The organism is Plesiomonas shigelloides, assembly GCF_900087055.1.
In the GTDB taxonomy this organism is placed as follows: Bacteria; Pseudomonadota; Gammaproteobacteria; order Enterobacterales; family CAMTGL01; genus Plesiomonas; species Plesiomonas shigelloides.
Map to the genome: position 1 here is coordinate 1,406,669 of NZ_LT575468.1, position 14,980 is coordinate 1,421,648.

Consider the following 14,980-nt stretch of genomic DNA (forward strand, 5'->3'; position numbering starts at 1 on the left):
TTTATCCACGTTAATACTATGGAGCAGGACAGGAAAAGTGGTAGAAGAAATTGCTTTTTGGGGACAGAAAATTGCAGAATCTGAACTCAGATCTTTTTTCTTCTCAGGTTTAGCATGAAATTTACGATTTTGCCGGTTACCGCGTTTCAACAAAACTGTTCCCTGATCTGGTGTTCGCAGACGCTGCAAGCGGCGTTAATTGACCCAGGTGGTGATGCCCCAGCCTTAAAACGCGCCATTGAACAGACCGGTGTAACCCTGACGCATATCTTGCTGACGCACGGTCATCTGGATCATGTGGGCGCAGCAGCGGAATTGGCTAGCCATTATGGTGTGCCGGTTTATGGCCCGCAGTTGGCGGATAAGTTTTGGCTGGATGGGTTATCGCAGCAGGCGCAGATGTTTGGTTTGGCCGATTGCGGCGCGTTGACGCCAGATCATTGGCTGAATGGCGGCGATGAAATTCGTATCGGTCAAATGACCTTAGAAGTGCGTCATTGCCCAGGCCATACACCAGGTCACGTGGTGTTTGTGAATCAGGCTGAGAAGATGGCGTTCGTTGGCGATGTGTTGTTCAAAGGCGGTATTGGTCGCACGGATTTCCCGATGGGCGATCATGCGCAGTTGCTGGCGTCGATCCGCAATGAATTGTGGTCATTGAGTGATGATACGGTGTTTGTGCCGGGGCATGGTCCGTCATCCACCATCGGTCATGAGAAACGGACAAATCCTTTTGTCGGTGAGGATATGCCAGCCTGGTAAGACTGTGCATCATCTTACGCGATGATTATTCAGTATGCTGATCAGTGTGCAGGTGTTGTAGCGCTAAGCCGGATTCGGCGGCGGGGATCACCTGTCCGTCAGCATACTGATAAGCACTGCGCTCGGCGTGTTCACGATAGCTGCGCGAGAGGGTAATCACTTCCTGCGCGGAGCGATCCAGCGCAGTGATGGGGATATAAAGATCGTAGCCTAGTAAACGCCGGCAGTGGCGCATCCGGTTCAGCAGCATGGCTTCTGTACCGGTGTAAATTTCTTGCTGCAGCACCACTGGTGTGTCGTCATACAGCAGCGTGCCATCATACGGGACGCTGAATTCCTCTTGCGACATACCAATATCAATCAGATCGCGTTGTTCGCTAATCAGACTGTTGATCAAATCAGGGCTGATGCGGTCTAAAATCGCGGTGTAGTTTCTAACACGCACGCCGAGATAGTCTAGCGGTTGCCAATCCAGCCCCACTTGCTGGCGTGGTACACCAATACTCTGAATTTCCTGCCACGGTAATGCCCAGCCGCCATGGCGGTGATGATACTGAATGTGCCCGACTGACAGTGTCAGCCCAATATCCGGCTCTAACCAGCGTTTAAAGCCATGCCATGACAGGTAAATGGCTGGAAACAGCATCAGCAGGAGAAACAGCCAGCCATGCTCGCTGATATACATCAGGAACACTGCCGAGAAGCAGAGTAAGGTGCCGCTTAGCAGCAGCGTCAGACAATGCTTTTTGATCACGGGGCGCATGTGCAAACTTTCCATCGGCCTCTCCTGAATGACAAGCGTGTTATGAGTATGGAAGTATCTGTGTCATTTTGAGAAGTTCTTCACAGTTATTTTTGCGTGCAAAAGATCGTTGCAGACAAAATGTCTGTTTAGCTTGAGTTATGGCGGCGAGCTAAACACTGGCAGGCTGATAAAAGTACGCAACGTTTGAGCTGTGCCCTCAGAAAGGCGACGTGATGAGTGAGCGGGGGAATTGGTCAGGAGCGTTTAGCATGAATGGATTAGAGGCAAAATATTACGGCCAGCGTTAGCTGACCGTAATAGCGTGAGGTGATCTTAGGTGAGCGTTAAAGATGAGCGCTCAAGAAGTACTCGCTCGACAGATTTACAGTACTTGAGCAATTGCCTGACACAGCGGATCAATGTTGGAGGAGGTGATCCCTGCCACATTGATACGACCGGAGCCGACAGCATAAATTGCAAATTCATCTTTCAAACGGGCAACCTGCTGTGGATTCAGGCCACTAAAAGAGAACATACCATTTTGACGTGCGATGAAGCTGAAATCACGGTTCGCGCCCAGCGCTTGCAGTTTGGCGACAAACAGCTCACGCATCTGATGAATGCGACCACGCATCTCAGTCAGTTCCGCTTCCCACTCTGCTTTCAGCTGCGGGTCAGACAGGATCAACGCAACAACGGCAGCACCGTGTGCAGGTGGGTTGGAGTAGTTAGCACGGATCACCGATTTGACTTGGCTAAACGCACGCTCCGCGGTTTCCTGATCGGCTGCGACCAAAGTACAAGCACCGACGCGCTCGTTGTACAGGCCGAAGTTTTTAGAGAAGGAGCTGGCTACCAGCAATTCGCTGTGGTTGGCGCAGAAAGCGCGCAGGCCGTAAGCATCTTCTTCCAGACCACGAGCAAAGCCTTGATAGGCGAAGTCAAACAGTGGCAACCAGCCTTTGGCTGCTGACAGCTTGGCCAGTTGATCCCACTGCGCTGGCGTTGGGTCGATACCGGTTGGGTTGTGGCAGCAACCGTGGAATAACACCACATCACCCGCTTTGGCTTGCTCCAGTGAGGTCAGCATGGCATCAAAGTCGAGCGCCATATTGGCGGCATCAAAATAACCGTACTCACGCACTTCCAGACCGACCGCTTTAAACACGCTCGCGTGGTTAGGCCAAGTTGGATTGCTGATCCAAATCGTGCTCGCAGAGGTTTGGCGAGCGATGAATTCCGCAGCAACACGCAGAGCACCTGTACCACCAGGTGTTTGTGCGGTTTTGGCACGCTTTTCCCGCACAATAGCGCTGTCAGCGCCAAACAGCAGGGCTTGAGTGCAGGCGGCAAAACTGGCTAGGCCATCAATGCCCAGATAGTTTTTGCTGCTTTCTTCTTCCAGCAGACGTTTTTCCGCTTTTTTCACGCTGTGCAGTACCGGGGTTTGGCCGGCATCATCCTTGTAAACACCAACGCTAAGGTTAATTTTGTGAGTTCGTGGATCGGCGCGGAAGGTATCGGCGAGGCCGAGAATTGGATCTGCCGGAGCGGCAATGATGTGTTCAAACATATGTGGTGACATCCATGCAAGTAATACAAAGTTCCTTTATCCTTATACCTTTTGCATAGTGTCTTGACAATCAATCCGGCCAAGAAAAAACACAAGAAAAGGCGCCGTAGCGCCTTTATGTCACCCTGTTGTTAATCTGCTGGATTGGTCAGAAGTTGTACTGGAACGCAACGGCGACCACATCATCGGTGAGCACACTGTTTTGACGAGTGTATTCGTTGTTGTCGAGCAGATTGATTTTGTAATCCACATAGGTGGTGAAGTGGTTATTGATCGCGTAGTTCAACGATAAGTCGACATATTTACTGTAATCCTGATCGCCATAACCGTTTAAGCTTTTCGCTTTACCTTGCGCATAGGCAATACCTGGGGTCAGGCCCATGTCGAAGGTGTATTGCGCGGTCAAGAAATAGGCTTGTGTTTTGTCAGCAAAGTTGTTGTTATTGTTGATATCAACATACGGTTGCTGATTGTCGGTTTCGGCATACACCGCTGACAGATAGATGTTGTTAAGATCGTATTTTGCGCCCAGAGCCCACATATGCGCGCGGCTTTCGTTGAAGTCTGACGCCAGTGGAGCACCGAGATTACGAATGGCCTGCATATCTTTGCTACCGGCGTTATATGCACCACCTAAGGTGATGCCGACCGAATCGAAGGTATATTGCAATGAGGCACCGGCACCTTCGCCCTGTACGCCGGTACTGCTAGCCAGATATTGCAGACCCATATCAAAGCCAGCATAGCTGTAGCGGTATTGCAGCATACCGTTACCACGGCCTGAACCGAACATCGAATCTGGATCTATCACGGTACTGCCTGAGACTTCGGAGAAGTAACCCAACGTATCTTCACCAAATTCTGGCAGCATATCGGCATACTGGGTCACGTCATACATCACAGACCAGTTATGACCGTATTGAATGGTGCCATAGGTATCATGGGTTAAGCCGGCATAGCCTAAGCGAACTTCACCTTCTTCGCCCCAAAATGAGTTTTCGTTATTATTGATTGGCTGGTTATATTCAAAATGACCAAAGCCTTTCAATTCAGGATTAATTTCTGTTGTGCCTTTGATACCAAAGCGAGAGTTACTCTGATCCCCGTGTGTGGAAATGTCATTTTTCTTGGAGAAGTGGTAATCCCCCATGACATACCCATAGAAATCAATGGTATTCCCATCTTTGTTATACAGTTCAACAGCATAGCTGGTGGACGATAGTAAAAGAGCAGGTAAAACTACGGCAAGAGAATTGTATTTCATGGTTAAACCCCTTGTATTTTTAGGGTGTTTTGCACCCACCACAGCTTTATTGCGGCGTACATTCCAAATTCGCCGTTGCATTAATAAGAATAGAAGGGGTTGGTAAATTCGCCATTTAAAACACGTTGCCGTATTTAGCGCTAATCATCAGGAATACATGATAAATATGCGAAAAATAAAGCAAGGAAAGAAAGTAAATAGCGTGAGATAGAAGAGAAAAAAGCAAGAGAAAGGAAATACGCGAGCAGAGATTAAATAAAAAAGAAGAAACAACTTAAAATAGCTAAGAAAATGAAGAGTCAAAGAATAAAAACGCCCCAAAAAGGGGCGTGATAAAAAACTCGCTAGGAGATGAGAGGAATGCAGTTAGAACAACAAATTAAACACTAACGCAGATACCGCCAGCAGACCAACGGCCAAGGTAAAGTAGGTACCAAAACGGTGACGATAGGCATGCAGTGATTTGACGTTATAAACCGCATACACCGGCATGATAAACAGGATAATCGCGATCACCGGACCAGACAGCGCTTCCATTACGCCCAGAATGCTTGGGTTTTGGATAGCAGAGAACCAGATAGCCAGAAACAGGATCACAATACTCAGTTTGTCAGCATGACGCAGTGATAAGCGAGTATTTTTGGTCAACAAGCCATTCAGACTTTCGCGCGCACCAAGGAAGTGGCCTAAGAATGAGGAGGTAATGGCAATAAACGCAACCAACGGCCCCAGTAAACCCAGCACTGGATTGTGCATGATGTTGGCCAGATAAGACAAAATCGACACGTTTTCGGCTTTGGCCTGTGCCAGTTGAGCCGGCGACAAGGTCAGTACGCAAGAGAACACAAACAGCAGCACAAAACAGACCAGCATGGTGGTGGTACGACGCATGATGCTATCTGTTTTCGCCTCAGAGTGTGCGCCATAGCGTTGGCGTTGTACTTTGGCAAAATAAGAGACTGCCGGAGTGTAGCTGAATGAGAACACCACGACCGGAATGGCCAGCCACAATGTGGTCATAAAATCTTTAGCTGACGGCATACTCAGTGCTGGCATTTGCCAATGTGGGATCAAATACAAAGAGAGCAGGCCCAAAATACCGGCGAGTGGATACACCATTACTTCAAAACTTTTCAGCAACACTTTTTCGCCGGCAATCATGATAGCAATCAGAGCGAAAATCAGGCCACCCGACAGCAGCGCGCGTGGTGGCGAAGCCATGCCAAGCTGATTGACCATAAAACTATCCGTAGTATTGGTGATCGCAACACCGTAAATCATCAGGATGGGGAAGATTGACAGAAAATAGAGCAAGGTAACCAAGCGGCCAAAACGCGCTCCGAAATGCTCATCCACCACATCGGTAAAATCTGCTTCAGCATTGGCTGAAGAGTGTACAAAGCGTGCAAGACCACGGTGAGCTAGATAGGTCATCGGGTATGTCAGTGCTGCCAGAATCAGCAGCGGCCAGAAACCGCCAATCCCCAGATTGATAGGCAGGAATAAAATGCCGGCGCCAACGGCAGTGCCAAACAGGCTAAAGACCCAATGCGAGTCTTGCTTGGACCAAACGAGAGTTTTTGATTCGGTAGGGGATAGTGCTACAGCGGATTTCATGACGGTTTCCGAGGTGGTTAATCTTTACGTGCATAGTACTCGCTGTACCTGTTGAGCGCATTTGACTAAGCCAGTGATAAAAACCATGAATTTCGCACTAAAATAGAATAAATGGTTTTTATATCCAAGTTATCAAAATTAAATGCCTTTAAATTGCTATAAACAGTGAATACATAGCCTGAAATTTTACGCTATGCAAATTTGTGTGATGACAACTGTAAACTTAGGATTACATGCTGAGAAATGGTGGTTGGTAAGTTATTTATTGCGCAAAAGGTGAGCAAGAAAGGAATTGATAGCGAGATTATGGTTCTTCATGTCGGGCTAACGAAAAAAGCCGATCTCCCGTAGGAGATCGGCGCAGCTCGCAATATCTAAATTTTTCGCGTAGCGAGAAATTAGAAGGTGTATTGCAGGCCCACAGCAGCAACGTTGTTGGTGTACAGAGCGTTGTTGGCAGTGTATTCGTTGTTGTCCAGCAGGTTGATCTTATAGTCAACATACGCATTCATGTTAGCGTTGAAGTTATAAGTCAGCGCCAGGTCAACATACTTGCTGTAGTCTTGGTTGCCTACGTAACCATTTGGATGACGCAGCCAGCCTTGAGCATAACCGATGCTTGGAGTCAGGCCGTTGTCGAAGTTGTATTGAGCAACAGCGAACACTGCTTGGCTGGTAGAAGCAAATGCGTTTTCGTTGATGCTGTTTACATCACCGATGTTTCCACTCTTACCGGTGATAGGCTTCATACTGTAAGCCATTTGGTTTTTGGTTTGGGTATAGTTGATTGCTGCATAGATGTTGTTAGCATCATACTTAGCACCAACTGACCATAGCTGTGCGTTTTTATCATTGGCTAGGTTTTGTTTCTGCCAATCAGATTTCTGCGCGTTGTTGTAAGTCGCACCCAGAGTTACGCCCATGCCGGCGTCGTAAGTCATCGCGATACCGTAACCAGTACCGTTCTCGATCAGACGAGAATAGCTGTGGTTGGAGCTGTCGCCATCATAAGAATCGTTTGGTGCCAGCAGTTGCAGTGCCAGGTTGAAACCATCCCAGCTATTACGATACTGCAGAACGCCGTCAGAACGACCGTTACCGAACAGAGTTGGCGCAGAGCCGCTGTAGTTGTTGGTTGCTTCAGGCATGTAACCTTGGGTATCTTCACCCCATTCTGGCAGCATATCAGTGAAGCCAGTTACGTCATAAGATACGCCCCAGTTACGACCATAGCTGATGCTACCGTAACGGTCATCTTTCAGGCCAGCAAAGGCCAGACGCATTTGGTTAGGGCCGTTGAAGTTGTTGTCTTCGTTTGGCGCCAAGTTGTATTCAACTTGACCGAAACCTTGCAGGTGATCGTTGATTTGAGTGGTGCCATTCAGGCCCAAGCGAACGTAGCTTGCATCGCCACGATCATACATTCCAGCATTGTGGTTAGATACGAAATGGTATTCACCAGCAATTTTGCCGTACAGATCCAGTTTGTTGTTATTCTGATCGTAGATTACTGCGGCATTAGCTGCGCCTGCTACCAGCAGTGCTGGGATCATGGCTGCAAGAACAGTACGTTTCATGCTATTTCCTCATTCAGTGACGTAGAGTTCCGCTTGATTCTCATTAGTGCGGAACTTTCCTTGAGGCGTAATGTCGCATTTGTGATGATGTGATGCTAGTCACTAATTGCATCCATCCGTATCAGTCTTTGCAGCGAGAAACCGACTGTAATTAATTGTGTCCCCGATGAAACTTATTTGATATTGCGACTTCTCTTATTTTACGAATTATCAATTTAATGCTTTTACTTTCGCGTTGAAAATATTTGTTCACATCATAAAAAGAAGACATCTCGTTTTAAATCTCGTGACTTATACCCGCATTGAATAAAACATGAGCGTTCGATAATTGCGAGTGTAAATAAAAGAGGATGAAAGGATTCGTCACTTTAATTGCAGAGCAAACGAATAGCGGGCGTATTGATAAATCCGGTTTATTCGTTTTTGTTTATGATGAGTGTGAGACATGATTCGTCAATAGTCTCAACAGGGTGATATCTAAAAATAAAAGCCGGACAATGCCGGCTTTTATTATCTACGCGTCTCTACGGTCTAATCTTAGCGGTCTCAGTTCAACACGAGAAGACTGGATGACCTTATGTGAGAAACCGTATTAGAACAGCGCGTTACGTGGAGTCCGTGGGAATGGGATCACGTCACGAACGTTCTGCATACCGGTGACATAAACCACCAGACGCTCGAAGCCCAGACCGAAACCTGCGTGTGGCACGGTGCCGTAACGGCGCAGATCGCGATACCACCAGTAGTCTTCTTTGTTCAGACCCATTTCATCCAGACGGGCATCCAGAACATCCAGACGCTCTTCACGCTGTGAACCACCGATGATTTCACCGATTCCTGGAGCCAGAACGTCCATCGCAGCCACGGTCTTACCGTCTTCGTTCATACGCATGTAGAAGGCTTTGATGTCTTTCGGGTAGTTCTTCACGACCACTGGGGATTGGAAGTGCTCTTCCGCCAGATAACGCTCGTGCTCAGAAGCCATATCGACACCCCAGAACACTGGGTTTTCGAACTGCTTACCGCAAGTTTCCAGGATCTTAATCGCGTCGGTGTAGTCAATCTGGGCAAAGTCAGAAGCGATGAAGCGCTCCAGACGTGCAATGGCATCTTTATCTACACGCTCGGCGAAGAACTTCATGTCGTCCATGCGCTCGTCGAGTACCGCTTTGAACACGTACTTCAGCAGTTGCTCAGCCAGACCGGCAGCATCGTCCAAGTTCGCGAACGCGATCTCTGGCTCTACCATCCAGAACTCAGCCAAGTGGCGAGTGGTGTTAGAGTTTTCTGCGCGGAAGGTTGGGCCAAAGGTATATACCTTAGACAGCGCACACGCATAGGTTTCAACGTTCAGCTGACCAGATACTGTCAGGAATGCTTCTTTACCGAAGAAGTCTTCGCTGTAATCCACTGTGCCTTTATCGGTACGTGGCAGGTTTTCCATATCCAGCGTGGATACGCGGAACATTTCACCGGCACCTTCACAGTCAGAAGCAGTGATCAGTGGCGTAGAGATCCACAGATAGCCGTTCTCATGGAAGAAACGGTGGATCGCTTGTGCCAGGGTGTTACGCACACGGGTCACCGCACCCACGATGTTGGTACGGGCACGCAGGTGGCCGACTTCACGCAGGTATTCAATAGAGTGACGCTTGGCCGCCATCGGGTAAGTATCCGGATCTTCAACCCAACCCAGAACGGTAATAGAAGTGGCTTGCACTTCAAACGCTTGGCCTTGACCCATGGAAGCAACCACTTTACCGGTGACTTCAACAGAACAGCCGGTTGTCAGGCGCAGTACTTCGCTCTCGTAATTAGGCAGAGTATTAGCAATGACAGCCTGCAGCGGGTCAAAACAAGAACCGTCATAAACGGCAAGGAATGAGATTCCTGCTTTGGAATCTCGACGGGTGCGCACCCAACCCTTCACGGTGACTTCACTGTCAACTGGGGCTTGGCCGCGCAACACATCAACTACAGGCATTACGCTCATAATGTTCTCATACTCCAATTTTTGCTTTTTGTTTGGCACTGAATGTGCTCAGCAAGGATAACTGCTTATGTTACCTGCCGATCAGCAGGACTCAAGTACAAATTCCTGCTAATTGTATTTTAAAAGTGCGTTTTGTCGTTTTCAGCATCGATTTGCTGTTTGCGAGACTTTTTAGCCGTGATCTTGGCACGAGTTGCTAGTTATTGAGTTTTTAGTGGTTTATATGTCTAGATCTTGTTTTTATGTCAAAGTAATAAGCTGAAATAATGTTTAAATGCCATTCATTGTTTTGTCTATTTGATGTGTATATAGTGAATCGTGCTAGAGCGCTAAAGTTATGGCTGTTGATGTTTGGCAGCTTCAGATACAAGGATATAAATGCTCATGAATCAGCACGATATGTGGCTAAACTCTGCCGAAGCGAATGACGTTTCATCTTATTTTTCAGGTCGTTACCGTCAGGTGATGGACTGGTTCTTCAGCCGTGACCCTAAACATTGGCCGGTGTATCAAGACCCCGGATTCCAGCAAATCAACGCATTTCGTCAAAAACATCTCGCTCCTGCCGAGCGGTTGGCTGCTTATCCGCAAGGTGAGCGTTTTTTTGCCGAGATTGAATCTCTCAGTGCGGTTAAACCGAGAATGCACCAGCCGGGGAGTGGCCCTGATCCGCTGCTGACCTTTGCGGCGGCGATGTCTAAAGATTGGGAAAATCCAAGTTCTGTCGAGAATGTCATCACGATGCCGTGTGATCCGGCGGTGTATGGCGCGATGATGTGCTCGCTGGCTAACCCGAATTTGGCGTATTGCGAATATGCGGGGATGGCGGACCATCTGGAAAAAACGGTGATCCGCCAAGTGGCGACGCTGGCCGGTTATGATCCCGCACAAGCGACCGGTGTGTTCACCCAAGGCGGTACGTTCTGTAACCTGTACGGCTATCTGCTGGGTATTCGTAAATCGCTGCCTGAAGCACGGACTTTGGGGATGGGGGTCGATCAGGATTATCGCATCATCAATTCCCAAGGTGGTCACTACTCCAACATGACGAACTTGTCATTGCTGGGGGTCGATATCCGGCATAAAACCATTCGTATCAAAGTTACCGAAAGCAATGATATCGATTTGGTGGATTTAGAGCGCCAGATGCGTGCTTGCTTTGATGTGCACTGTAAAATTCCGGCCATCATGTTGACGCTGGGTACGACCGATACGTTCGGCGTTGACCGCATCAAGCCCGTATATGATCTGCGTAATCGTCTGTGTGATGAATATGATATTGCGGTGAAACCGCACATTCACGCGGATGCGGCAGTTGGTTGGTCGATGCTGTTCTTCCTTGATTATGATTTTGATCGTAACCCATTGGAGATCAACGAATCGACCTTAGCGGGGATTCGCCATAACGTTGAGCGTTTCCGTGAAGTTAAATATGCCGATTCGTTTACGGTCGATTTCCAGAAGTGGGGATATGTCCCGTACACCTCCAGTCTGGTGATGATCAAAAATCGCGATGACATGCATGCGCTGGAAAACGATCCAGAAAACTTCTCGTATTTTGAGCATGACTTGCAAGGTCAAACTCACTTGCAATCAACTATCGAGTGTTCACGCGGGGCGGCCGGTATGTTTGGGGCGTTTTCGGCGTTGCAGCATATGGGTATTGAAGGCTATCAGATTATTCTGGCGCACTGCCTGCAAAACGCGAACTACTTCCGACATCAGCTGCAGCAATTGGGCAATGTGAAATTGATGGTGCCGGAAAACCAAGGCCCAAGCGTGGGCTTTAAAGTGTATGACCCAAATTGCGTGCAAGATCCAGAAGCCGAGTTTTTGCTGGAGCAAAGCTGCATGACCGATTCGCAGGCGATGGAGCGGATGAAACGCAATAGCCATTACCACCGTGAGCAGTTTATGCAGCGTGGCAAGTTTGGTTTGTACACCAACTGGGTCGAATTTATTGCGCGTTCGTCTTACAACGCTAAAGGCGCGTATGCCTATATCCCGGGAGAGAAAGCGGTCTTTATGAATCCGGCCACTGGCCGCGAACAAATTGACCAGTTTATTCAGCGGATGAAACAGTTTCGCTGAAGCCGTTCCGTTCAGTCGCGGTTACGCGTTTAACCCATACTGAGTGTTAGCACGGCATTGCCGCTGTAGATTGAGGCGGCAAATCACCACGGTCTTCGCATTCACGTTCTTGTGATAAAGGATGAGATGCGAAGGCCGTTTTTTATTCGTGTTGGCAGGCGGTATGACTGCAGCGTTCGGCTTCTCGCTGCAGAGAGCAGCTTTCTGCGCTGTGACAAGGGCAAGACTCACCTTCAGCGGCAGCAATCAATGAATTCAGTACGCCACGGCACTTACACGGCGATGGGGCTTGCTCGGCGGCGGTGAGCAGGGTTTGCAAAATCCCACATTGCTTATTAGCCGGATACTCATCAGTGCAGCGTTCGCGCAGCATAATGAGCTGCTGCTCTAAGCGGTGTAGCTTATCCAATTGCTGATGCACATTTTGAATATGCTGGTCGATCATCGCATTGGTTTCTGCGCAGCCAAGGGCAGGATTATCTCGGTAGTTGGCCAATTGCCGGATCTCCGCCAGAGACATATCCAGCGAGCGACAATGCAAAATAAAATTCAGCTCGGACAAATGCTGAGATTGGTACATACGATAGCCCGACGCATTGCGTGCCGGCGCTGACAGCAAGCCTTCTTTCTCGTAGTAGCGGATAGTTTCGACTTCCGTTCCCGCCTGTCGAGCCAGTTCACCGATTCTCATCTTTCCCTCCGAATTTTCTTGCGAAAAGCCTTGACCCTGAAGTGACTTCAGGGTGTGGAATAAGCATAAAACCTTTTGAAGGAGCCGACAATGACTTCATGCTGCCAGAAAAATAATCAGATGCGCGAGGCTGCCAACGCCGGTACTTGCTGTGCAACGTCTGCGGCAAAGGCCGCACAAAAGCAGAGTGCGGGGGTCTGCTGTTCAATCACTAAAACCGCGGCCACTCAAACCGTCGCCACGGCGCATGAGCACGCGTGCGGCCAACATGCTGCTGACCATGACCATGCGCACGAGCACAATCATGAACACACACATACTCATGCCCATGGCGGGTGCTGCGGTCATGAGCATGCGCCGCATGCTGCGACCAGCCGTGTGAGCTTAGGCGAGGGCGGCGACGCCCGTTTCCTGACTAAATTCCAGATTTTGGCGATGGATTGCCCAACTGAGTCAGGCTTGATTGAAAAGGCGCTGAGCAAAGTCAGTGGCGTGCGCACGTTAGAGTTTAACTACATCGAGCGTGTGATGGTGATGGGGCATGATTTAGATGACGTGACTCCCGTGGTTCGCGCCATTCGCGGAGTTGGTATGGAAGCGGTAGAGCTGACCGCAGAGCAAGCCGCCGCCATGCCTGCCGAGCGTAAAATCAGCTGGCGTCAACGTGGTTTGTTCGCGTTATCTGGGGTGTTTGCCGCTGGCGCAGAAGCGGTTGCCATCATAAGTGGCTCCGATACCAGTGTATGGATTGCGCTGTTGGCCTTGGCGTCGATTGCCTGTGGCGGCCTGCCTATCTTAAAGAAAGGCTGGATTGCCCTGAAAACCGGCAGCATGAACATTCATTTTTTGATGTCAGTAGCTGTTATTGGCGCAATTGCCATTGGCCAGTGGCCGGAAGCGGCGATGGTGCTGTTCTTGTTCGCCGTGGCCGAAAAGCTGGAGGATATGTCACTGACGCGTGCCGGCGAAGCGGTGAAATCCTTGATGGCTTTGGCACCGGAAACGGCGTGGATTCAGCGCGAGGGTAATTGGGTTGAAGTGCCCGTGGCCGAGGTGGCGGTGGGTACCCGCGTGCGCGTGCGCCCAGGAGAGCGGGTGCCGTTAGATGGCATGATCATTAGCGGCACCAGCCACTTTAACGAAGCGCCGATCACCGGTGAAAGTTTGCCGGTCAGTAAAGAGCCTAACAGCACGGTGTTTGCCGGTAGCATTAATGGTGATGGAGTGGTGGAGATCCAGACTACCGCAGCTGCCAGCGGCAGCGTGCTCGCGCGCATTATTACCACCGTGCGTGATGCGCAGGCCAGCAAAGCGCCGATTCAGCGTTTTATTGACCGTTTTGCCCGCTTCTATACGCCGACCGTGGTCGTCGTTGCCGTGCTGGTGGCGGTGCTGTTACCGCTGTTCGGCGTGATGCCACTGAAGTCGTCGGTGTATACCGCGTTGGTGATGCTGGTGATTGCGTGCCCCTGTGCGCTGGTGATTGCTACGCCAGTGACCTTGGTCAGTGCGTTGGCGTCGTCGGCCCGTTATGGCATGTTGATTAAAGGCGGAGCACCGCTGGAAATGGCGGCTAAAATCAATGCCATCGCCTTTGATAAAACCGGCACCCTGACGTTGGGCGAGCCAGAGGTGACACAGGTGATTGTCCCACAAGGCAGTTCGCTGACTGAAAATCGTATTCTGGCGTTAGCCGCAGCGTTAGATGCGCACTCCACACACCCATTGGCCAGTGCGGTATTGCGCGCCGCGGCTGCCCGTCAGGCGCTAAGCAAAGAGCCGAGTGAGCAGAACAATCCGCACGCGAGTGAGATTCAGGAGCTGGTCGGTTTTGGTGTACAAGGCCATATCGAAGGCAATGCTTACTGGTTAGGTAGCCGTCGTCTGGCTGAGCGTCGTCAGGTGCTGACGGCGGCGCAGGCTGCGGAGTTAAGCGCGCTGGAAGCGCAAGGTCAGGGCTTGTTGTTGCTGATGTCAGCCGAGCAACTGCTGGGGATTTTAACTGTCGCCGATAAAATTCGTCCGGAAGCGGCGCAGGTGATCCGTCGGCTGAACCAGCAGGGGATCCATACCGTTATGCTGTCAGGGGATCATCAGGGTGTAGCCTCGGCGGTTGCCCGTCAGATTGGCGTGGAAGAGGCGCAAGGTGAGTTGTTACCGCAAGATAAGCTGGAGCGCATTACCGAGTTGCAAGAGCGCTATCAGCAAGTCGCGATGATTGGTGATGGCGTGAATGATGCTCCTGCGCTGGCGCGTGCTGATTTGGGGATTGCCATGGGCGCAGCTGGCTCCGATACTGCGTTGGAAACCGCGGGTGTCGCGCTGATGGAAGATCGGTTGGATAAATTACCGGATCTGTTTGCCCATGCGCGTCGTACGTCGCGCGTGTTGAAAGCCAATATCGCCATGGCGCTGGGCATTAAAGCGGTCTTTTTTGCCCTCGCGATGGCCGGTGTCGCAACCTTGTGGATGGCGGTATTCGCCGATGTAGGGGCGAGTTTGCTGGTGATTGCCAATGGCCTGCGCATGGCGAAAGATATTCAGCGCTCATAATGATCACTTTAAATGCAACATAAAATGTGAATCAGCAACAGGACGTCAGAAAATCAACCGTCTATAGTATGCACAAAGCGAGGTAGCTGCGTGCATCCATGATGGATAGTGAGT

General features: G+C 49.9%; 11 protein-coding genes. 3 read left to right on the plus strand and 8 right to left on the minus strand.

The window, feature by feature from the left end; translation table 11 throughout:
• The first annotated feature begins 114 nt into the window (after nucleotides 1–114).
• The gene (locus NCTC9997_RS06115) at nucleotides 115–762 is read left to right on the plus strand and encodes an MBL fold metallo-hydrolase (RefSeq protein ID WP_064977578.1); all 648 of its coding nucleotides are present in this window, start codon (nucleotides 115–117) and stop codon (nucleotides 760–762) included.
• Nucleotides 763–787: 25 nt separating this feature from the next.
• Here the strand turns inward: NCTC9997_RS06115 and NCTC9997_RS06120 are convergent, their stop codons facing one another.
• The 6 genes from NCTC9997_RS06120 to asnS all read right to left on the minus strand — a co-directional run bounded on the left by NCTC9997_RS06120 (nucleotide 788) and on the right by asnS (nucleotide 9,531).
• Nucleotides 788–1,540, minus strand: a complete 753-nt coding sequence (locus tag NCTC9997_RS06120; RefSeq protein WP_052181309.1) for a DUF2982 domain-containing protein — start codon at nucleotides 1,538–1,540, stop codon at nucleotides 788–790.
• A 349-nt stretch (nucleotides 1,541–1,889) separates the two neighbouring features.
• Complete coding sequence (locus NCTC9997_RS06125) at nucleotides 1,890–3,080, minus strand: amino acid aminotransferase (protein WP_064977579.1); 1,191 nt, start codon at nucleotides 3,078–3,080, stop codon at nucleotides 1,890–1,892.
• Nucleotides 3,081–3,228: 148 nt separating this feature from the next.
• Nucleotides 3,229–4,344, minus strand: a complete 1,116-nt coding sequence (locus NCTC9997_RS06130) for a porin (RefSeq protein WP_064977580.1) — start codon at nucleotides 4,342–4,344, stop codon at nucleotides 3,229–3,231.
• A 366-nt stretch (nucleotides 4,345–4,710) separates the two neighbouring features.
• Entirely contained in the window at nucleotides 4,711–5,961 is a 1,251-nt protein-coding gene (locus tag NCTC9997_RS06135) for an aromatic amino acid transport family protein (RefSeq protein ID WP_064977581.1), read from the minus strand.
• Nucleotides 5,962–6,359: 398 nt separating this feature from the next.
• Nucleotides 6,360–7,538, minus strand: a complete 1,179-nt coding sequence (locus tag NCTC9997_RS06140) for a porin (protein WP_064977582.1) — start codon at nucleotides 7,536–7,538, stop codon at nucleotides 6,360–6,362.
• A gap of 592 nt (nucleotides 7,539–8,130) precedes the next feature.
• Nucleotides 8,131–9,531 (minus strand): asparagine--tRNA ligase, encoded by a 1,401-nt coding sequence (gene asnS, locus NCTC9997_RS06145; protein ID WP_010861815.1) that lies wholly within the window; start codon nucleotides 9,529–9,531, stop codon nucleotides 8,131–8,133.
• A 384-nt stretch (nucleotides 9,532–9,915) separates the two neighbouring features.
• Between asnS and NCTC9997_RS06150 the strand changes: the two genes are divergently transcribed.
• A complete protein-coding gene (locus tag NCTC9997_RS06150; RefSeq protein ID WP_064977583.1) occupies nucleotides 9,916–11,622 on the plus strand; it encodes a pyridoxal phosphate-dependent decarboxylase family protein in 1,707 nt (568 codons plus the stop codon).
• Between the two features lie 142 nt (nucleotides 11,623–11,764).
• Here NCTC9997_RS06150 and cadR read toward each other — a convergent pair whose 3' ends face one another.
• Both cadR and NCTC9997_RS15215 read right to left on the minus strand, forming a co-directional pair.
• Nucleotides 11,765–12,313, minus strand: a complete 549-nt coding sequence (gene cadR / locus NCTC9997_RS06155) for a Cd(II)/Pb(II)-responsive transcriptional regulator (protein ID WP_064977584.1) — start codon at nucleotides 12,311–12,313, stop codon at nucleotides 11,765–11,767.
• Between the two features lie 204 nt (nucleotides 12,314–12,517).
• Complete coding sequence (locus NCTC9997_RS15215; RefSeq protein ID WP_197665248.1) at nucleotides 12,518–12,661, minus strand: hypothetical protein; 144 nt, start codon at nucleotides 12,659–12,661, stop codon at nucleotides 12,518–12,520.
• A gap of 30 nt (nucleotides 12,662–12,691) precedes the next feature.
• Between NCTC9997_RS15215 and NCTC9997_RS06160 the strand changes: the two genes are divergently transcribed.
• Complete coding sequence (locus NCTC9997_RS06160) at nucleotides 12,692–14,866, plus strand: heavy metal translocating P-type ATPase (RefSeq protein WP_197665249.1); 2,175 nt, start codon at nucleotides 12,692–12,694, stop codon at nucleotides 14,864–14,866.
• The last annotated feature ends 114 nt before the right edge of the window (nucleotides 14,867–14,980 follow it).